Raw genomic sequence first — 19,090 nt, forward strand, 5'->3', positions numbered from 1 at the left:
CGCATGGGGGCGGCAGACGAGTCGGGCTGTACGCCGGATTTTGTCGCCGGGCGGCCTCGCGGCCGGCCGGGAGACGGCCATCCATCTAGGACCGGCGTTGCCGCCGGCCTCGTGCGGTCTACCCGCGGACTCGGGCGGGCAGCCCTCGATCGTCCGCGCAGAAGCACCGGGGTGCTTCCTTTTGACCTTGCTCCGGGTGGGGTTTACCTAGCTGCCCAGGTCACCCTGGGCACTGGTGGTCTCTTACACCACCGTTTCACCCTTACCGAGGACCGAGGTCCCCGGCGGTCTGTTTTCTGTGGCACTGTCCCGCGAGTCGCCTCGGGTGGCCGTTAGCCACCACCCTGCCCTGTGGAGTCCGGACGTTCCTCGGGAAGCCCGTAAGGGCTCCACGCGGCCGTCCGCCCGGCTCGTCTGCCGTGCCGACCATGGTACCGGGCGCGGGCGGCGGAGCCGACCGGTGCGGGTACGGGGGCGGTCCGGCCGGGGAGCGGAGCGGAGCCCCTCGCACGCCCCGTACGCTGGCGCGGAGGCGAGATGAAGGAGTACCCGTGCTTGTCCTGCTGCCGCCCTCGGAGGGTAAGGCGTCCTCGGGCCGTGGCGCCCCGCTGAACCTGGAGTCCCTGTCCCTGCCCGGACTCACCGACGCGCGGCGGGCCGTGCTCGGGGAGCTGGTCGAGCTGTGCGCCGGGGACACGGAGAAGGCGCGCGAGGTGCTGGGGCTGAGCGAGGGGCTGCGCGGGGAGGTCGCGAAGAACGCGGAGCTGCTCACCGCCGGGGCGCGTCCCGCCGGGGAGATCTACACCGGGGTCCTCTACGACGCCCTCGACCTCGCCTCCCTCGACCCTGCCGCCAAGCGGCGTGCCGCCCGCTCGCTGCTGGTCTTCTCCGGGCTGTGGGGCGCCCTCGGCGTCACCGACCGCATCCCCTCCTACCGCTGCTCGATGGGCGTGAAGCTCCCCGGACTCGGCGCGCTCGCCGCGCACTGGCGCGAGCCCATGGCCGAGGTACTCCCCGAGGCGGCGGGCCGGGGGCTGGTCCTCGACCTGCGTTCTGCCGCGTACGGCGCCGCGTGGAAGCCGAAGGGCGAGGTGGCGGGGCGTACCGCGACCGTACGGGTGCTGCACGCGCCCACCCGCAAGGTGGTCAGCCACTTCAACAAGGCGACGAAGGGGCGGATCGTACGCGCCCTGCTGTCCGCCGGTGCCGCGCCCGCCGGTCCGGCCGAGCTGGTCGTCGCGCTGCGGGATCTCGGGTACGAGGTGGAGGCGGAGGCACCGGGTCGCGGCGGTAAGCCGTGGGCGCTGGACGTGCTGGTGGACGACGTCCACTGACCGACTGTTGCAGCATGTGCAACGTCCGTTGCGGAGGCTGATCGGGGTCGGCACGATGTCGGGCATGACCTCGCCCTCCTCCGTGCTGGACCTCGCGCCCGTCCTGCCCGTCGTGGTCCTCACCGACCCGGCGGACGCCGTACCGCTCGCGCGGGCCCTCGTCGCCGGGGGTCTGCCCGCGATCGAGGTGACGCTGCGGACCCCCGCCGCGCTCGACTCCATCCGCGCGATCGCCGCCGAGGTGCCGGAGGCGGTGGTGGGCGCGGGGACCGTCATCACGCCGGGTCAGGTCGCGCAGTGCGTGGCGGCGGGGGCGCGGTTCCTGGTCAGCCCCGGCTGGACGGACGGTCTGCTGACCGCGATGCACGCGTCCGGACTGCCGTACCTTCCCGGGGTCTCCACCGCCTCGGAAGTGGTCGCCCTACTGGAGCGCGGCGTACGGGAGATGAAGTTCTTCCCCGCCGAGGCGGCGGGCGGCGCGGCTTATCTCCGTTCCCTGGCGGGGCCGTTGCCCCAGGCGCGCTTCTGCCCCACGGGCGGGATCGGGACGGGGAACGCGGGCGAGTATCTGGCGTTGCCCAACGTGGGGTGCGTGGGGGGCAGTTGGATGGTTCCGGGGGGCGCGGTGGCCGCGCGGGACTGGGGGCGGGTGGAGGAGCTGGCGCGGGGAGCGGCGGGGATCAGGGGAGCGAAGTGCCTTTGATGAGCCGCGCGTTGAGGTCCGCCAAGCTCAAGGACGCAGGTGCGACGTGTCGTTGAACAACCGCACGCTCGCGTTCCCGTCGCGGTAGTACGCCACCGCCGACAGTGAAGCCGCCGACAGCTCCATCCGGAACAGGGACTCGGGCGGGGCGCCGAGGGCGAGGCGGAGCAGGGTCTTGATGGGCGTGACGTGGGTGACCAGCAGGACGGTCCGCCCCGCGTGGGCGGCGACCAGGCGGGCGCGAGCCGCTTCGATACGGTCGGCGGTCTCGGTGAAGCTCTCGCCGTCCCCGGTGGGGCGTACGGCGGGGTCGGCCAGCCAGGCGGTCAGGTCGTCCGGGTAGCGCTCGCGCACCTCCCCGAAGGTCAGCCCCTCCCAGGCGCCGAAGTCGGTCTCCCGCAGCCCGTCGTCGACCGTCACCTCCAGCCCCAGCCGGTCCGCGACGGTCCCCGCGGTCTCCCGGGTACGGGCCAGCGGCGAGGCGACGACTGCCTGAATCGTCCCTCGCCGGGCGAGCGCCGCGGCAACCCGCTCCGCCTGCTCCCGCCCCACCTCCGACAGCGAGGGATCGGTACCCCCGCTTCCGGAGAAGCGCTTCTGCGGGGTGAGGGGTGTCTCTCCGTGGCGCAGCAGTACGAAGGTGGCGGGCGCGCCGAGATCGGGAGCCGCGCTCCAGCCGGGGGCGGTGGTGGCGGCAGCCTGGTCACTGGGGCGGGGGTCGGTGGCAGCGGAGCCGGTGCCGTCGGCAGTGGCATCCACGCTGCCGGAACCCGACGCCGCAACGGCTCGCGCCGCGCGCGCCGACGCGGGAGTGTCCGCCGCGTCGCCCCCCGGTGAAACCCCGCCGGTGGCAGCCGCCGCCTCTCCGCCGGGGTCGTCCGCCGAGGCGGTCGGCGCGACGGCACCCTCGGAAGCCGCGCCCGCCCATCCCGCCCCGGCCGGTGTCGAACCCGCCGGGACGGCGAAGGCGCCCTGGACGGCAGCACCCTCCGCGGCCGCGCCGACAGAACCCGCCCCCGCTACGGCAGTACCGGCCGGAGGCGCGGAAGCAGCCGCCGTCGCCTCGGCGTCGAAGTTGCCCACCCGAGCCGGACCCGAGCCTCCTGGCACGACAGCGCCCTCCGCAGCCGCGCCCGCGATTCCCGCTCCGGTCGGAGAGACGGAAGCACCTTGGGGCGCAGCGGCAACCGAGCCCTCCGCGCCGGGGGTGCCCTCCGGGATCGTCGGCGCGACGGCACCTTCAGAAGCCGCATCCGCCGGGGCACTCGTGGACCCGGCGAGTGTGCGTGCCGCGCGGGCGTCGTCGGCCGCGCGCGTTGTCGCCACCGCGTCCGTACCCCGCGGGTCGGCGTCGACAGGCCACGCCAGTTGCCCGTCCGCCACACCGGCGCCCCGGTCGGCAGCCGACGACGATCGAGACCCGGGCGCACCCGGCGCCTCCGGCACGACAGCCACGCCAGGTCGCTGCTCAGCCGCCTCGGCAGCATCAGCCATCTCTGCCGCCCCGCCCCCCGCAGCCGCCTCAACCCCGCGCACGCCACCCCGCAACGCCTCCCGAGCCCGAGCCGCCCCCGCGACCGCGTCCCCGGACGGACCCGAAGCCGCGAGCACGTCAGAACGCGCCCCCCGCCGAGCCGACGGAGTCCACCGCTCGCCCCGCGCCCCCGCGTCCATCGCCTCGTTGGCCAGTCGGTCCGCGTGCTTGTTCTCGGCGCGGGGCATCCACGTGTACGTGACCCGGCCGGGAGGGAAGATCCGTGCCGCCTCCATCGCCAGCGGCTTCATGTCGGGGTGTTTGATCTTCCAGCGGCCCGACATCTGCTCGACGACGAGCTTGGAGTCCATGCGGACGCTGACCCGGGCGTCGGGGTCCAGGGCGTGGGCGGCACGGAGCCCGGCGACGAGACCGCGGTACTCGGCGACGTTGTTGGTGGCGGTGCCGAGGTACTCGGCGGCTTCCGCCAGGGTCTCCCCGGTCGACGCGTCGCGCACGACGGCGCCGTACCCGGCGGGCCCGGGGTTGCCCCGCGACCCACCGTCGGCCTCGACGACGAACTCACGCACCACGCACTCCCGTCACCGTGTCGCAGACGACCGCGCCGCAACCGGCGAGCCCCGGGCTGACCCGCGACCCACCGCCCGCCTCCACGGCAAACTCACGCACCACGCACTCCCGTCACCGCGACGCAGACGAACGCACCGCAACCGGCGGACCCCAGGCTGCCCCGCGACCCGCGCACCCCAGCCACAACGCCCGCTGCAAAGAAGGACCCGCCTACAGCCCCGACTCCGACGTCCGCACAAGAATCCGCGCGCAGTTCTCGCAGCGGACCACCTTGTCCGGTGCCGCCGCGCGGATCTCGCTCAGTTCGGTGATGGCCAGCTCCTGGCGGCAGCCCTGGCAGGTGCGGGCGTAGAGCTTGGCCGCGCCGATGCCGCCGCCCTGGGTGCGCAGGCGGTCGTACAGCTTGAGCAGGTCGGCGGGGACGGAACCGGCGACGACCTCGCGCTCCTTGGTGACCGAGGCGGCCTCGGCGTCGATCTCCTGGAAGGCGGCGTCGCGGCGCGCGGTGGCGTCGTCGGTCTTGGCCTGGACGGAGGCGACCCGCTCGGTCAGCTCGGCGACCCGCGCCTGCGCGGACTCGCGGCGCTCCATGACCTCCAGGACGACCTCCTCCAGGTCGCCCTGGCGCTTGGCGAGCGAGGCGATCTCGTGCTGGAGGCTGGAGAGGTCCTTCGGCGAGGTGACGGCGCCGGAGTCCAGGCGCTGCTGGTCGCGGGCGGCGCGCTGGCGCACCTGGTCCACGTCCTGCTCGGCCTTGGTCTGCTCGCGGGCGCAGTCGCTCTCCTCGGTCTGCGCGGCCACCAGCAGGTCACGAAGCTGGGTGAGGTCCTTGCCCAGCGCCTCGATCTCGGCGTGCTCGGGCAGCGACCTCCGCTTGTGGGCGAGCTGCTGGAGGCGGACGTCGAGGGCCTGGACGTCGAGAAGGCGGATCTGGTCGGCGGGCGCGGCGTTCAGTTGGGGGCTCCCAGGGGACTCGTGGTGGTGATGGACGCCGCGTGGGCGGTCCAGGGGTCGGTGACCGTCTTGGAGACGTGGACCCGAAGACCCCAGTCGTGACGGTCGGAGATCTGGTCGAGCTGGGCTGCGGCCAGCTCGCACCAGGGCCACTCGGTGGCCCAGTGCGCCGCGTCGAGCAGCGCGAGCGGTCGGTGGGCGACGGACGCCTCGAACTCGGATGCCGGGTGGTGGCGCAGGTCGGCGGTGAGGAACGCGTCCACTCCGGCCGCGCGCACGTGGTCGAAGAGGCTGTCGCCCGAGCCGCCGCTGACGGCGACCCGGTGGACGACCGCCTCGGGGTCGCCCGCCACCCGGATGCCCTGCTGCGTGGCGGGCAGCCGCGCGGCGGCGCGGGCGGCCAGCTCGCGGACGGTCAGCGGATGGTCCAGCTCGCAGATCCGGCCCAGACCCCGGCGGCCCTCCGGATCGGTCGGGTCGGGGACGAGGGGTCCCACGACACGGAGGTCGAGCGCACCGGCGAGGGCGTCGGAGACGCCGGGGTCGGCGGTGTCGGCGTTGGTGTGGGCGACGTGCAGGGCGACGTCGTTCTTGATGAGGGTGTGCACGACGCGGCCCTTGAAGGTGTCCGCCGCGACCGTGGTGGTCCCGCGCAGATAGAGCGGGTGGTGGGTGACCAGCAGTCCGGCACCCAGCTTCACGGCTTCCTCGACGACCTCCTGGACGGGGTCGACGGCGAACAGGACCCGGTCGACCTCCTGGTCGGGGTCGCCCGCGACCGTGCCGACCGCGTCCCAGGACTCGGCCCGCTCCGGGGGCCACAGGGTCTCCAGCGCGGCGATGACTTCAGACAGACGGGGCACGTGCCAAGGCTACCTGTCCGTTCCGGGAGGCCGTACCGGTCGGACGTCGTACTCCCCCGCTGCCCCGCCGGGCAGCACATGAGCCGCTCTTCCTCAGAGGAATCGCTTCTGCGCCACCCGTATGTGTGAAGCCTGGCTCCGTCGGCCCCCCGCCTGTGCGTACGAAAACTAGCTTCGTCGCCGGAGGTGACCGAACGATGACGGCCTGTGCGATCGAAACCACGTCGGCCGGCGCGGACGACGGTGATCCGGAGAATCCGGAGAGCCGGGGTACGCGTCCGGCAGTACCGGCGGTGACCGGGGCGCCCGTGCCGCCGTACGCCATCACGGCGGACGGCGCGTACGCGGCGCGCCTCGCGTCGGCCGGGGAGTCCTGGTTCCCCGAGCGCTGGACGCTGGACGGCCCGGAGCCGTACGCGGTGCCGCTGCCCGGGAACCAGCCGGAGGAGCCCGGCACCCAACTGCAGCCGATGAGCGACGGGCGGGTGCTGATCCACCGCCTGGTGGAGCACCACCACGCCTTCTCCCTGCTGTACCCGACCGGACCCGGCACCGGTGAGCTGGCGCTCGGCACGGTCGAGTGCCCCGAGCCGGAGACCCGGCTCACCCTGCTGCCCCCGGCGCCCTGCGGCACCCGCGCCTACGCCCTCGCGGTGGGCGCCCGCTCCACGGCGGTGTGGCGGGTGGCCGGCGGCGCGGGCGGTCCCGAGCGCCTGGCGGAGCTGCCGGGCCGCTGCTCGGGCGGGGTCTGGCTGGACACCGCCGGGCGGATGCTCGCGGTGGACCGGGAGCTGGGCGGGCGGACGAAGACGGTGGTGGTGGACCTCGGGCGCGGGGGCGCGGTCACGTCGCTGCTCCAGATCGCCCCGGACAGCGACGACCGGCTGCTGCTGGCCGACCCCGACAGCGGTCTGCTGGTGATCGCCTCGGACGCGCCCTCGCCGGGGCAGGAACGATTGGGCTGGGGTGTCCTCGGCAGCACGCTGCCGGTGCGTTTCCCCGCCTCGCTGCGGTTGCCGGACTGCGCGGTGACGCCGTTCGCGATCCAGCCGGGGCAGGTGCTGATGCCGGAGAGCTGCGCGGTCGCGCTGCGCGTCGACGGTCCGCTGGGCACCTGGGTGGGGACCTGGCGCCCGGCCGAGCGCCGGGTACGGCACCTTCCGGCTCCGGAGGGCTGGCTCGCGGGGGCGGGGCTGTGGACGCCGGAGGGCGTGCTGCGGCTGCCGTACGCGACGGCGGAGACGCCCTGCGGGGTGGCGGAGCTGACGGTGGAGGGTCCGGTCCCGGCGGTGGAGGGGGCCGACGGGACGCCGGAGGAGGCGCCTGAGGAAACGGAGGCGCCCCGACCGGTTCCCCTGCAAAAGGCTCCCCTCGCCTCCTCATCGGTGGCCAACTCGTAACCGAATGGCACCGATCGGCGTGGCCGCCTGGTTTCGCCCCCGGTCCTGCCGGTTAGACTCGCCCGGCCAAAAAAGATCATGTTGACGGGGTGAACACTTCCGATGACCGACACCAGTACGACGCAGGCGCCGTCGGCGGCCACGGACTCCGCCTGGCCGCAGCCGTACCTGGACGCCGCCGAGCCGGACGGGCACGGCAGGCACCGGGGCCAGGTGGCGTCCCAGGACGGCGAGGCGGCTCCGCGGGGCCGCCACCGCCGCCCGGGCGCGGGGGCCGAGGGGCAGACGCGGGTCTGACCGGGTCGTGAGGGCGGGGGTACGGATGCGTACCCCCGCCCTTCGTCGTGTCCGGGTCCCGCGCGGCGGTGACATTTGTCCCGCCCGCCCCCGGTACCCGCGTACCGCCGCAGTCCGTACGTCCGCCTCTGCCGCCCGAGGGGCTCCCGCTTCTACCGTCGTAGGCATGACACAGACGCGGGGCACCGAAGCGGTCGGATGCGGACAGAGGGGTGCGTTTCCTACGCTGTACCGTCGCCCCGTCGAACGGACGGGCGAGGCAGCGGCGGAAAACACGGGGAACACGTACATGTCATGGTGGGCTGAGGCGCGGCGCGGGCTGCGCGCGGCGAACGCGGCGCGGCGGCGGTGGCGGGCGGACATGGCGCGCGCCAAGTCCGACATGGCGCGTGCCAGGGCGGCACAGAAGGCGGCGCACGCCCGGGGCGAGAACCCGGCACTCGCCGAGCACGCGCAGGCGGGACCGCCGCCGACCGGGTTCGCCCTGCTGCCCTGGCTGCTGATGGGTCTGGGCGCCTTCTCCAACCTGCTCCAGGGCGACGCCCCCAACCCGCTGGTCGGCGGTCTCGGTCTGCTCACCTTCAACTCCCTCTACGTCTACGTCACCTTCCGCGCCTTCGACCGCGCCAAGCGGGAGTCGACCGGCACCCGGGTCGCGCTGGTGCTGATGGGTCTGCTGACCACGGCCCTGGGGCTCGGCTACGGCGGCAACTGGCTGCTGTTCTTCCCGCTGTACGGGCTCGCCGTGGGCGCCACGCTGCGCGGCAGGCTCCTCGGCCGCCTCGGGCTGCTGCTCTCGGCGTACGCGGCGGTGCTCGCCGGGCTGCGCGGCGGCTGGTCGCAGGCGCCGAACATCGGCTATGCCACCTTCCTGTCCTGCATGGTCACCGCCGCGATCCTCGGACTGTCCGAGGCGGTGCGGGAGCTGCGCGCGGCGCGCGAGGAGCTGGCCCGGCAGGCGGTCGAGAAGGAGCGGATGCGCTTCTCCCGCGATCTGCACGACCTGCTCGGGCACACGCTCTCGGTGATCGTGGTGAAGTCGGAGGCGGCCCGGCGGCTGGCCGGGCGGGACCTGGACGCGGCGCTCGCGCAGATCGGGGACATCGAGTCGGTCGGTCGGCAGGCGCTGACCGAGATCCGCGAGGCGGTGACCGGCTACCGGGAGGGCAGCCTGGCCACCGAGCTGACCCGGGCCCGCTCGGCCCTCGCGGCGGGGAGCGTGGAGCCGGTCGTACGGCAGTCGGGGGCGCCGCTCGCCCCGCAGACCGAGGCGCTGCTCGGCTGGGTGGTGCGCGAGGCGGTGACCAACGTGGTGCGGCACAGCGACGCGCGCCGCTGCGAGATCACGGTCGAGGGCGCCGCCGAGCGGGTCCGGCTCACCGTGACGGACGACGGAACGGGCACCCCGGTCCCCCGCCAGACCGCAGGCATCGGCGGCACGGGGCTCACGGGTCTGACCGAGCGTCTCGCGGCGGCGGGCGGCACCCTCACGGCGGGTCCGGCGCCGCAGGGCGGCTTCACGGTGACGGCGGAGCTGCCGGTGGAACCGGCGGACCCGTGCGCGGTGGCTTCGGCGGCGGAGCGCTGAGCACCGGCGCCACTACGCTGACCCGGTGACGAACATCCGCGTACTGCTCGCCGAGGACCAGGGCATGATGCGCGGCGCCCTCGCGCTCCTGCTCGGTCTGGAGGACGACATCGAGGTGGTCGCGCAGGTCGCCGCCGGGGACGCGATCGTGCCCGCCGCGCTGGAGCACCGCCCCGACGTGGCCCTGCTCGACATCGAGCTGCCCGGGATGAGCGGTCTGGACGCGGCGGCGGAGCTGAAGAAGCGGGTCCCGACCTGCCGGGTGCTGATCCTGACCACCTTCGGCAGACCCGGCTATCTGCGCCGGGCGATGGAGGCGGGCGCGGCGGGCTTCCTGGTGAAGGACGGTCCCGTCGAGGAACTGGCGCAGGCGGTACGGCGGGTGCTGGCCGGGGAGACGGTGGTGGACCCGGCGCTCGCGGCGGCGGCACTGAGCGCGGGACCCAATCCGCTGACGGCACGGGAGCGCGAGGCGCTGCGGGCGGCGGTGGACGGGGCGACCGTGGCCGACATCGCCCTGCGGCTGCGTCTGTCGGAGTCGACCGTGCGCAACTATCTCTCCGCCGCCATCGGCAAGACCGGCACCCGCAACCGCGCGGAGGCGGTGCGGGAGGCGCGGCAGCAGGGCTGGTTGTGACCCCACGGGTTCTGACTCCGGATCAGTAACCCATGGATCGGTCAAGGATTCATTAGCGGCCCGAAGCAACGGAATAGTTGCCCGTGCATACGACGTTTCTCCCGGTGATTCATTCACGCGGGAGGAACCTCACTCAATGCCCCAGACGACCGATCGCCCCACCCGGAGGGCCGGCGGAGCCCTGGTCCCGGTGCTCGCCTTCGCGGGCATCGTGGTCGCGGTGATGCAGACCCTGCTCGTGCCGGTCATCAAGGACCTGCCGCAGTTGCTCGGCACCGAGCCGAGCAACGCCACCTGGGTGCTGACCTCGACCCTGCTCTCCGGCGCCGTGGCCACCCCGATCATGGGCCGCCTCGGCGACCTCTACGGCAAGCGCCGGATGCTGATCCTGAGCCTCGCCGTGATGGTGGCGGGCGCCCTGGTCAGCGCGCTGACCAGCCAGCTCCTCGTCATGATCGTCGGACGTACGCTCCAGGGCTTCGCCATGGGCGCGATACCCCTCGGCATCGGACTGATGCGCGACATGCTGCCGCGCGAGAAGCTCGGCTCGGCCATGGCCCTGATGAGCTCCTCGATCGGCGTCGGTGGCGGTCTCGCGCTGCCCGCCGCCGCCCTGGTCGCCCAGCACACCGACTGGCACGCCCTGTTCTACGGCGCCGCCGGGCTCGGCGTGCTCGCCATCGTCCTCACCCTGCTCGTCGTCCCCGAGTCCCCGGCGCGCGCCGAGGGCTCCTTCGACCTGCTCGGCGCGCTCGGGCTGTCCGCGGGTCTGGTGCTGTTCCTGCTGCCGATCACCAAGGGCAGCGACTGGGGCTGGTCCTCGGGCACCACGCTCGGTCTGTTCGGCGCGGCACTCGCCGTCCTGCTCCTGTGGGGCGTGTACGAGCTGCGCACCGCGGCGCCGCTGGTCGACCTGCGCACCACCGCCCGCCGCGAGGTGCTGCTGACCAACCTCGCCTCGATCATGGTCGGCGTCAGCTTCTACGTCGTCTCCCTCGTCCTGCCCCAGTTGCTCCAGCTCCCCACCGCCACCGGGTACGGACTCGGGCAGTCCATGGTGGTCGCGGGTCTGTGCGTGGCGCCGCTGGGCCTGACGATGATGTTCACGGCGCCGGTGTACGCCCGCCTGTCCGCGCGCTACGGCCCGCGTACGACCCTGATCATCGGCCTGCTGGTCATCGCCGTCGGCTACGCGGGCGGTCTCGGTCTGATGCACGCCGCCTGGCAGACCATCATCACCTCGGTCGTGCTCGGCGCGGGCATCGGCCTCGCCTACTCCTCGCTGCCCGCGCTGATCGTGGGCGCGGTCCCCGCCTCGGAGACCGGCGCGGCCAACGGTCTCAACACCCTGATGCGGTCCATCGGCACCTCGGTCTCCAGCGCGGTCATCGGCATGGTGCTCGCCAACACCGCGCAGCCGGTCGGCGGCGGGCTCGCGATCCCGACCATGCACGGCTTCCGGGTCTCGTTCCTGATCGCCACCGCCGCCGTCCTGGTGGGTCTGGTCCTCGCCTTCTTCCTGCCGCGCACCCCGCGCCCCGAGCAGCACACGCAGTTGCGTGCCAGCAGCGAGGAGGACGCCAACCTGGAGCACGCCCGCGCGGTGCTGCGCGGCTTCACCGGGCGGGTGCTCGACGCCGGGGGCGCCCCGGTCGCCCGCGCCAAGGTCACCCTGATCGACCGCCGGGGACGCCAGGCGGGGACCACGCTCTCCGGTCCCGACGGCGGCTACGCCCTCGCGGTCCCGTCCGGGGGCGCCTACGTCCTGGCCGCCAGGGCCGCCGGACACGGCCCGCTGGCCTCCTCCGCGACGCACACCGGGGACGAGCGGGCGGTGGAGCTGGACCTGGCGCTGCCGGGAGAGACCGTCAGCGCCTGACCCCATCCGTGAGACCCCCCGCACCGCACCCCCCGCCGGACTCCGGCGGGGGGTGCGGCAGCATGGGGCGCCTGAGCAGCCGTTACGACCGAGAGGAATCCCATGTCGGCACCGAAGCCCGAGATCCTGGCCGCGTTCGAGGCGGCGAAGGGCTTCATGCCCGTGGACGAGGGACTGGCGCTGTACGCGGCCGCGCGGGAGGCGGGGCGCCTCGGGCTGCCGCTCCTTGAGGTGGGCACGTACTGCGGGCGCTCGACGGTGCTGCTCGCGGACGCGGCACGGGAGAGCGGCACCGTCGCGCTGACCGTCGACCACCACCGGGGCAGCGAGGAGCAGCAGCCGGGCTGGGACTACCACGACCCGGAGACGGTCGACCCCGAGGTCGGTCTCATGGACACCCTGCCGACCTTCCGCCGGACCCTGCACAGGGCGGGTCTGGAGGACCACGTGATCGCCCTGGTCGGCCGGTCCCCGCAGGTCGCCGCCCTGTGGGGGACGCCGCTCGGTCTGGTCTTCGTGGACGGCGGCCACACCGACGAGCACGCGAGCGCCGACTACGAGGGCTGGGCGCCGCATGTCGCCGAGGGCGGGCTGCTGGTCGTGCACGACGTGTTCCCGGAGCCGGAGGACGAGTTCACCGGTCAGGCGCCGTACCGGGTGTATCTGCGGGCGCTGGCGTCCGGGGCGTTCACGGAGGTGTCCGTGACGGGCTCGCTGCGGGTGCTGAGGCGCACCGGCGCCGGAATCTGACGTTCCGTCAGGTGGGCGGGGTCGGGGGCGCTCCGGCGTTTCGTTAGGGTGGCAGGCGTGTCGTACGCAGGCCCGGAATTCGAACCCCCCACCCCCCGCCGCTCCCGGCGCCGTCCGCTGACCGTGACCCTGGCGGCGCTGGTGCCGGTCGCGCTGCTCGGCTGGGCGGCCTACGCGCACCTCGGACGCCCGGACGGGGACAGCCGCGCGGCGGGAACGCCCTCGCCGTCGGTCCCCGCGCCCGGCTTCGGCGACGGCAAGGGCGCCTCGCCTTCCGCCGCCGCCCTGCCGCTCAAGGGCAAGGTGGTGGTCATCGACCCCGGGCACAACCCGGGCAACTTCCGGCACACCGCCGAGATCGCGCGCCAGGTGAACGTCGGCAACGGTCACAAGGAGTGCGACACCACGGGGACGGAGACCAACGCCGGTTACCCGGAGGCAAAGTTCACCCTCGACGTGTCCCACCGGGTGCGCGCGCTGCTGGAGAAGCAGGGCGCGACCGTGAAGTTCACGCACGACGACGACGGTCCTGCCTGGGGACCGTGCGTGGACGAGCGGGCGGAGATCGGCAACAAGGCGCACGCCGACGCGGCGCTCTCCATCCACGCGGACGGCTCGGCGCCGGGCAACCGGGGCTTCCACGTCATCCTGCCCGGCACCGTGCACGCGGGCGGCGCGGACACCCGCCCCATCACCGGCCCCTCCCGCGATCTCGGCAAGCGGGTGGCGTCCGGCTACCGGCACGCGACCGGCGAGCCGTTCTCCAACTACCTGGGCGACGGCACCGGTCTGGTGACCCGGACGGATCTGGGCGGGCTCAACCTGTCCACGGTTCCCAAGGTCTTCATCGAGTGCGGCAACATGCGCGACGCCTCCGACGCGGCCGAACTGACCAGCGCCGCCTGGCGGCAGAAAGCCGCGCAAGGGATCTCTGAGGGAATCGTGAGTTTCCTGCGCGAGTCGTGACCGGCACGTGGAAGAGGCCGGACAGCCGGACAACGCGGACGGTACTGTCTACCGACGACGAGACGACCTACGAAGGACCTGAAGTGAATATCCGCTCCCTCACTAGAGGCGACGGCGTGGTGATCGGAGCAGCGGTGTTGCTGTTCATCGCGTCGTTCTTCGACAACTACTCGTACGACGGGCCGGACGGCATCGATCTGCCGAGCCTCTGGGAGAACGGACCGGTTCTGCTGAGCGTCGTGCTGGCGGGCATCATCGCCGCCGGGCTCGTCGTCGCGACCCGTCTGCTGCCGCAGCCGCTCAAGGTCGCCGGGATCGAACTCGGCTCCTTCGGCGTGGCGTTCGCGGTGTTCGCGGCGTGGAGCGCGCTGGGCAACGTCATCGACCCGGTCGGCGGTCTGAACTCGGGCTCCTCCGACGCGCTGAGCGCGGGCACGGGTCTGATCCTCGCCTTCGTCGCGACGCTGATCATGGCGGCAGCCGCCGTCGCCACCCCGCTGGTCCCGGCCCTGCAGGGCTCGCTGGTCCCGGCTCCCAAGCCGGTCACCCCGCAGCCCTACGGCGCGCAGCCGCCCGCCGGTTACGGCTACCCGGGCGCCGCCCAGCCCCAGCAGCCGTACGGGACGCAGCAGCCGCAGCAGCAGTACGCGCAGCAGCCGCAGCCTACGGCCGAGTTCTCGCCGTTCTGGTTCGCGGTGCCGGTGACGCGGCCACTGTTCTCGGAGGACGGCTCCCCCGCTCCGGTGGCCGAACTGGCGCCGGGCACCTGGTACTTGGCGGTCGAGCAGCGCGGTGCGGCGCTGGTGGCGCAGACGCAGGACGGACGCCGGGGCGTGCTCCAGGACACGACGGGCATCCAGCGCGGCAGCTAGCGGTTCCTTCGCACGCGAGGCCCTCCGCCCCTCACGGGCGGGGGGCCTTCGTCATGTCCGCTCGTACCGCCCGGTGTTGAGCGGTCAGCCCTTGCTCAGTTCGGAGGCGGAGGGCACCTGGTCCTTGACCGGGGCGCCCGCGCTCTGGCCCGCGTCCTTGACCTGGTTGATGATCTGGTCGAAGGAACTCGCCGCGTTGGTATCGCCGTTGCGCAGCTTGGACGGCAGGTCCTTGAGCGCGTCGATGCCCGCGGTGAGCGGGGCGAGCGCCTTGGCGAGGGTGGGGTCGCCCTGGGCGTTCTTCTGGGCGGCCTTGAGCCGGTTGTAGGCGAAGGCTCCGGCGAGTCCCGCCTTGACGAGGGCGACCTTGCGGCCGTCGGCGCCCTTCTTGAACTTGCCCGCCTTCCAGGGCTTCACGATCCACTGGTAGGTGGCCCCGGCGGCGAGTCCCGCGTTCGCCACGAACCGCGTCTTGGCGAACTTCTGCTTCTCGGCGGACGTGCTGGGGCTGGGCGAGGAGGCGCTGCTGGACTGCTGCTTACTGGAGTCGTCCCCGCCGCAGCCGGCGGTACCGGCCATCAGCACGCAGGACACCATGAGCGCCACGAACAGGCGCCGTATCGGAACGGGCACGCGGTCCTCCGGACGTATCTCCCCGAGCGGCTGCTTCCACTGGGCAGCCTCACCCGCTCACGGGCGCCCCGCCAGCGGGGCGACGCCGTCCGGGGACCGGAGCCGCGTTCCCGGGCGGTCTGTTCGCGCCGGGCCCGGTTTCACGGGGCGCGCAGCGGCAATCCGGAGTTCATGTCGAGATATCGCAGAGGCGGGAACGAGGCGGGCACGGTGATCGCCGTGATCGCCGACGTCATGGCCGGGATCATCGGCCTGTGGATTCTGATGTACCTGCTGGACGCCAACCGGGCCAACGACCTGGTGGAGTTCGTCCACGACGCGGCTGCCTGGCTCGCCGGGTGGTCCCACGACCTGTTCACCTTCGACGAGGCATGGGCCCGCGTGGTCTGCGGCTACGGTCTGGCCGCCGTGGTCTACCTCTTCGTGGGCCACGCGATAGCGGGTCGCCTGCACCGGCATTGAGCCCCGAAGGGGGCGCGCACCGGTGCCGGTGACGAGGTCTTCGGTCGAGGGTCCGGCGGACGCCTACTCGCAGCAGTCCGGGGTCAGTCCCACCGGGAGGCGTTCGCCGCCGAAGACCGCGCAGGTGGCGTCGTGCCCGCCGAGGGCGGCGACGGCGAGGAGGAGGGACCCGGCGGTCCAGGCGGTGAGTTCGCGCGGCCAGATCGCGTCGTCGTCGAAGACGTACCCGGTCCAGTAGAGCCCGCTGTCGGCGTCCCGCAGGTGCTGCACGGACTGGAGGATCTCCAGAGCCCGGTCGGACTCGCCCGTCGCCCAGAGCGCGAGGGCGAGTTCGCAGGACTCGCCGCCGGTCACCCAGGGGTTGGGCACCACACAGCGGACCCCGAGACCGGGGACGACGAAGCGGTCCCAGTCGGACTCGACGCGCTCCTTCGCCTCGGCGCCGGTGAGGGCGCCGCCGAGGACCGGGTAGTACCAGTCCATCGAGTAGCGGCTTTTGTCGAGGAACCGCTCGGGGTGACGGCGGATCGCGTGCCGCAGCGCGCCGACCGCCAACTCCCAGTCGGGCTGCGGCTCTTCACGCTGCTCGGCGATGGCGAGCGCGCAGCGCAGCGCGTGGTGGACCGAGGAGCTGCCGGTGAGCAGCGCGTCCTCCGTCGCCGTGCCGTCCGCGTCCACGCGCCAGCCGATCTGACCACCTGGCTGCTGGAGCCGGAGCACCCATTCGACCGCCGCGTAGACGACGGGCCACATGCGGTCCAGGAAGGTGTCGTCGCCGGTGGAGAGGTAGTGGTGCCAGACGCCGACGGCTATGTAGGCGACGAAGTTGGACTCCAGCGAGGAGTCGGTGACGTCGTCGTGGGCGCCGTCGGCGTAGGCGGCGTACCACGAGCCGTCCTCGTTCTGGTGGCGCGCGAGCCACTCGTAGGCGCGCTCGGCGGCGTCGTGCTCGCCCGCTGCGTCCAGCGCCATGGCGGCTTCGGTGTGGTCCCACGGGTCGAGGTGGTGACCGCGGAACCAGGGGATCGCCCCGTCCTCGCGCTGCACGCCGAGGACACCCCGGACGGTCGCGGCTGCCTGCTCGGCGGTGAGCACCCCGGGCAGGACGAGGTGGTCGGTCCGGGGCGTGGTCACTCGGCGGCCGCCTCGGCGCGCGGCAGGTGCGGCTTGGTCGCGTACGCCACGAAGCTCTTGCCGATGAGCGGGTTGAGCGCCTGCTCAGCGACCCGGGTGGCCAGCGGCTTCTTCATGATGTCCCAGACCAGGAGCTTGTGGTACGCCTTGACCGGCAGCGCCTTGTCGTTGTCCACGCCGAAGGCGCACTTGAGCCACCAGTAGGGCGAGTGCAGCGCGTGCGCGTGGTGCGTGCCGTAGGGGCGCAGACCCGCCTCGCGCATCTTGGCGAGGAGTTCGTCCGCCTTGTAGATGCGGATGTGACCGCCCTCGACCTCGTGGTAGGCGTCGGAGAGGGCCCAGCAGACCTTCTCGGGACCGTAGCGCGGCACGGTGACGGCGATGCGGCCGCCGGGCTTGAGCACGCGGACCATCTCGGCGAGCACGCCCTTGTCGTCGGGGATGTGCTCCATCACCTCGGAGATGATGACGACGTCGAAGGACTCGTCGGGGAAGGGCAGCGCGAGCGCGTCGCCCTCCATCGCGGTGGCGGTGGCACCGGCGGGCGCCTCCCCCGCCTCCTTCATCGCGGCGAACCACTTGGCGACCTCGCGGATCTCCTCGCCGTTCTGGTCGAGGGCCACGACCTGCGCGCCGCGCCGGTAGCACTCGAAGGCGTGCCGTCCGGCCCCGCAGCCGAGGTCCAGGACTCGGTCGCCCGGGGCGAGCGGGAACCGGGAGAAGTCGACGGTCAGCACGTGGCCCTGCTTTCGGAGGATGCGGAGGATATGCCCGCGACGGGGGCGGGGGCGGCGACCGGGATCGCGGGTTGGGCGGGGGTCCGCGGGTCCGTGCGGTCCGCCGTACGCGGGCCGGTGCGGGCGCTGTCGATCGCCTCGCGGTAGCGGGCCACCGTGCCCTCGGCGGCACGGGCCCAGGTAAAGCGCGCGAGCACCCGCTCGCGTCCGGCGGCGCCGAGCCGGGCGCGCAGGTCTTCGTCGCCGAGCAGCCGGGTGAGGGCGGCGGCGAGGGCGCCCGCGTCGCCGGGGGGCACGGCGAGGCAGGTCTCGCCGTCGCGCCCCGCGACCTCGGGGATCGCGCCGCCGGTGGTGGCGACCAGCGGGGTGCCGGTGGCCATGGCCTCGGCGGCGGGCAGCGAGAACCCCTCGTACAGCGAGGGGACGCAGGCGACTTCGGCCGAGCGGATCAGGTCGACCAGCTCGGCGTCGGAGATGCCCTTCACGAACTCGACGGCGCCTTCGAGGCCGTAGCGCTCGATCGCCTGGGCGACCGGGCCCTCCTCGGGGCGCTTGCCGACGACGATCAGGTGGGCGTCGGGGTGTTCGGTGCGGACCTTGGCGAGCGCCTCGACGAGGAACATCAGTCCCTTGAGCGGGACGTCGGCGCTGGAGGTGGTGACGATGCGCCCCGGCACCTCGGGGACCGCCCGGTCGGGGGCGAACAGGCTGGTGTCGGCGCCGATGTGGACGACGTGGACGCGGTCGTCGCGGACGCCGAGGTGGTCCACGATCTCCTGGCGGGAGCTGCCGGAGACGGTGAGCACGGAGGGCAGGCGGCGGGCGACGCGCTTCTGCATCCGTGTGAAGGCGTACCAGCGGCGCACGGACAGGCGGCGCTGGCGGCTCTCGGCGGCGTCCAGCTCCAACTGCCGGTCGACGGTGATGGGGTGGTGGATCGTGGTGACCAGCGGCGCGCCGATGTCGCCCAACAGCCCGTAGCCCAGGGTCTGGTTGTCGTGCACGATGTCGAACTCGCCGCGTCTGGCGCGCAGATGGCGGCGGGCGCGCAGCGAGAAGGTCAGCGGCTCGGGGAAGCCGCCGGTCCACATGGTGGCGACCTCCAGGGCGTCCACCCAGTCCCGGTACTCGTCCCGCTTCGGGGTGCGGAAGGGGTCGGGCTGGCGGTAGAGGTCGAGGCTGGGCAGCTCGGTGAGGCTCAACCGACCGTCGTAGTCCTCGTGTTCGTCGAGCACGGGGTACGGCTGGGAGCCGATGACCTCCACGCGGTGCCCGAGCCGGGCCAGTTCGCGGGAGAGATGGCGCACGTAGACGCCCTGTCCGCCGCAGAAAGGATTGCCCTTGTAGGTCAGGAGCGCGATGTCGAGCGGTGCCCCGCCGTCGGCAGCCGGCCCCGGTCGGGAACCCGCCTGACTGGCCTCAGCGGTCACTCCGGGCCCCCTTCTCCTGCGCGGTCCCGCGAGACTACGACGGGACGTCAATGTGGAACAAGTTTCAGCGATCATCCAGGAGGCTCCGAATCTACCGGCTGGTAGGACGGCTGTGACCGGCCGACCAGGTGATTCGCGCCACGACCGGGCGGGACCGGTCACCCGCGTCCGGAGCGCTTCTCACCGAGGGTCACAGGGCGCCGCCGGTATGGCGCCGGTATGGCACAGGTGTGGCGGCGGCCACTGCCGGGGTTTTGTCGGGTGCCGGTAAAGTGGCCAGGTCGTCATACACCCGTACGGGGGGAAGCCGGTGCGATTCCGGCGCTGAGCCCGCAACCGTGAGCCGCCCGCAGGGGCGGTGAGCCGGAGCGCCCCGGCGGGATGTG

General features: G+C 73.3%; 18 protein-coding genes, 1 other RNA gene, 1 pseudogene and 1 riboswitch. Of the genes and pseudogenes, 11 read left to right on the forward strand and 9 right to left on the reverse strand.

Going from position 1 to position 19,090, the window contains the following annotated elements:
* Positions 1–13 precede the first annotated feature (13 nt).
* Positions 14–413, reverse strand: an RNA gene (gene rnpB, locus IF655_RS09045) — RNase P RNA component class A.
* Between the two features lie 138 nt (positions 414–551).
* Between rnpB and yaaA the strand changes: the two genes are divergently transcribed.
* Entirely contained in the window at positions 552–1,334 is a 783-nt protein-coding gene (gene yaaA, locus IF655_RS09050; RefSeq protein WP_199583588.1) for a peroxide stress protein YaaA, read from the forward strand.
* 64 nt (positions 1,335–1,398) lie between these two features.
* Entirely contained in the window at positions 1,399–2,037 is a 639-nt protein-coding gene (gene eda / locus IF655_RS09055; RefSeq protein ID WP_199583589.1) for a bifunctional 4-hydroxy-2-oxoglutarate aldolase/2-dehydro-3-deoxy-phosphogluconate aldolase, read from the forward strand.
* 27 nt (positions 2,038–2,064) lie between these two features.
* On the opposite strand, the gene IF655_RS31760 is transcribed toward eda, so the two are convergent.
* The 4 genes and pseudogenes from IF655_RS31760 to IF655_RS09070 all read right to left on the reverse strand — a co-directional run bounded on the left by IF655_RS31760 (position 2,065) and on the right by IF655_RS09070 (position 5,919).
* A complete protein-coding gene (locus IF655_RS31760) occupies positions 2,065–3,363 on the reverse strand; it encodes a bifunctional RNase H/acid phosphatase (protein WP_374100224.1) in 1,299 nt (432 codons plus the stop codon).
* A gap of 306 nt (positions 3,364–3,669) precedes the next feature.
* Positions 3,670–4,101 (reverse strand): annotated as a pseudogene (locus IF655_RS30880) (reverse transcriptase-like protein); the annotation flags it as partial.
* 211 nt (positions 4,102–4,312) lie between these two features.
* Positions 4,313–5,056: a zinc ribbon domain-containing protein gene (locus IF655_RS09065; RefSeq protein WP_199583792.1), complete on the reverse strand. Its 744-nt coding sequence runs from the start codon at positions 5,054–5,056 to the stop codon at positions 4,313–4,315.
* Positions 5,053–5,919, reverse strand: a complete 867-nt coding sequence (locus IF655_RS09070; protein WP_199583591.1) for a Nif3-like dinuclear metal center hexameric protein — start codon at positions 5,917–5,919, stop codon at positions 5,053–5,055. Before IF655_RS09070 ends, IF655_RS09065 begins: the two co-directional genes overlap by 4 nt.
* Positions 5,920–6,116: 197 nt before the next feature.
* Here IF655_RS09070 and IF655_RS09075 point away from each other — a divergent pair, with 197 nt between their 5' ends.
* The 8 genes from IF655_RS09075 to IF655_RS09110 all read left to right on the forward strand — a co-directional run bounded on the left by IF655_RS09075 (position 6,117) and on the right by IF655_RS09110 (position 14,308).
* Complete coding sequence (locus IF655_RS09075) at positions 6,117–7,319, forward strand: hypothetical protein (protein ID WP_199583592.1); 1,203 nt, start codon at positions 6,117–6,119, stop codon at positions 7,317–7,319.
* A gap of 102 nt (positions 7,320–7,421) precedes the next feature.
* A complete protein-coding gene (locus IF655_RS09080; protein ID WP_199583593.1) occupies positions 7,422–7,616 on the forward strand; it encodes a hypothetical protein in 195 nt (64 codons plus the stop codon).
* Between the two features lie 289 nt (positions 7,617–7,905).
* Positions 7,906–9,204, forward strand: coding sequence for a sensor histidine kinase (locus tag IF655_RS09085; protein ID WP_199583594.1), 1,299 nt, complete (start codon positions 7,906–7,908; stop codon positions 9,202–9,204).
* Positions 9,205–9,229: 25 nt separating this feature from the next.
* A complete protein-coding gene (locus tag IF655_RS09090; RefSeq protein ID WP_199583595.1) occupies positions 9,230–9,841 on the forward strand; it encodes a response regulator transcription factor in 612 nt (203 codons plus the stop codon).
* A gap of 136 nt (positions 9,842–9,977) precedes the next feature.
* The gene (locus IF655_RS09095) at positions 9,978–11,720 is read left to right on the forward strand and encodes an MFS transporter (protein ID WP_199583596.1); all 1,743 of its coding nucleotides are present in this window, start codon (positions 9,978–9,980) and stop codon (positions 11,718–11,720) included.
* 102 nt (positions 11,721–11,822) lie between these two features.
* The gene (locus tag IF655_RS09100; RefSeq protein WP_199583597.1) at positions 11,823–12,470 is read left to right on the forward strand and encodes a class I SAM-dependent methyltransferase; all 648 of its coding nucleotides are present in this window, start codon (positions 11,823–11,825) and stop codon (positions 12,468–12,470) included.
* A 57-nt stretch (positions 12,471–12,527) separates the two neighbouring features.
* Positions 12,528–13,436, forward strand: a complete 909-nt coding sequence (locus IF655_RS09105; RefSeq protein ID WP_199583598.1) for an N-acetylmuramoyl-L-alanine amidase — start codon at positions 12,528–12,530, stop codon at positions 13,434–13,436.
* A gap of 83 nt (positions 13,437–13,519) precedes the next feature.
* Positions 13,520–14,308, forward strand: coding sequence for a DUF5336 domain-containing protein (locus IF655_RS09110; protein WP_199583599.1), 789 nt, complete (start codon positions 13,520–13,522; stop codon positions 14,306–14,308).
* An 84-nt stretch (positions 14,309–14,392) separates the two neighbouring features.
* Here the strand turns inward: IF655_RS09110 and IF655_RS09115 are convergent, their stop codons facing one another.
* The gene (locus tag IF655_RS09115) at positions 14,393–14,941 is read right to left on the reverse strand and encodes a hypothetical protein (protein WP_199583600.1); all 549 of its coding nucleotides are present in this window, start codon (positions 14,939–14,941) and stop codon (positions 14,393–14,395) included.
* Between the two features lie 171 nt (positions 14,942–15,112).
* Here IF655_RS09115 and IF655_RS09120 point away from each other — a divergent pair, with 171 nt between their 5' ends.
* Entirely contained in the window at positions 15,113–15,403 is a 291-nt protein-coding gene (locus IF655_RS09120; protein ID WP_026248484.1) for a hypothetical protein, read from the forward strand.
* Between the two features lie 63 nt (positions 15,404–15,466).
* On the opposite strand, the gene IF655_RS09125 is transcribed toward IF655_RS09120, so the two are convergent.
* Genes IF655_RS09125 through IF655_RS09135 form a run of 3 tightly spaced genes read right to left on the reverse strand, consistent with a single transcriptional unit; the run spans position 15,467 to position 18,704 of the window.
* Complete coding sequence (locus IF655_RS09125; protein WP_199583601.1) at positions 15,467–16,537, reverse strand: prenyltransferase/squalene oxidase repeat-containing protein; 1,071 nt, start codon at positions 16,535–16,537, stop codon at positions 15,467–15,469.
* Positions 16,534–17,274, reverse strand: coding sequence for a class I SAM-dependent methyltransferase (locus IF655_RS09130; protein WP_161179124.1), 741 nt, complete (start codon positions 17,272–17,274; stop codon positions 16,534–16,536). The genes IF655_RS09125 and IF655_RS09130 overlap by 4 nt, the downstream gene beginning before the upstream one ends.
* The gene (locus IF655_RS09135) at positions 17,268–18,704 is read right to left on the reverse strand and encodes a glycosyltransferase family 4 protein (protein ID WP_199583602.1); all 1,437 of its coding nucleotides are present in this window, start codon (positions 18,702–18,704) and stop codon (positions 17,268–17,270) included. Before IF655_RS09135 ends, IF655_RS09130 begins: the two co-directional genes overlap by 7 nt.
* A gap of 300 nt (positions 18,705–19,004) precedes the next feature.
* A riboswitch (cobalamin riboswitch) is annotated at positions 19,005–19,078 on the forward strand.
* Positions 19,079–19,090: the final 12 nt, after the last annotated feature.

It is taken from the genome of Streptomyces sp. DSM 110735 (assembly GCF_016482685.1).
Lineage (GTDB): Bacteria > Actinomycetota > Actinomycetes > Streptomycetales > Streptomycetaceae > Streptomyces.

Excerpts from the sequence above, each read along its gene's own strand:
- IF655_RS09075 (WP_199583592.1), top strand. The coding sequence starts at position 6,117 with ATGACGGCCTGTGCGATCGAAACCACGTCGGCCGGCGCGGACGACGGT.
- IF655_RS09080 (WP_199583593.1), top strand. The coding sequence starts at position 7,422 with ATGACCGACACCAGTACGACGCAGGCGCCGTCGGCGGCCACGGACTCC.
- IF655_RS09100 (WP_199583597.1), top strand. The coding sequence starts at position 11,823 with ATGTCGGCACCGAAGCCCGAGATCCTGGCCGCGTTCGAGGCGGCGAAG.
- IF655_RS09095 (WP_199583596.1), top strand. The coding sequence starts at position 9,978 with ATGCCCCAGACGACCGATCGCCCCACCCGGAGGGCCGGCGGAGCCCTG.
- eda (WP_199583589.1), top strand. The coding sequence starts at position 1,399 with ATGACCTCGCCCTCCTCCGTGCTGGACCTCGCGCCCGTCCTGCCCGTC.
- IF655_RS09085 (WP_199583594.1), top strand. The coding sequence starts at position 7,906 with ATGTCATGGTGGGCTGAGGCGCGGCGCGGGCTGCGCGCGGCGAACGCG.
- IF655_RS09120 (WP_026248484.1), top strand. The coding sequence starts at position 15,113 with ATGTCGAGATATCGCAGAGGCGGGAACGAGGCGGGCACGGTGATCGCC.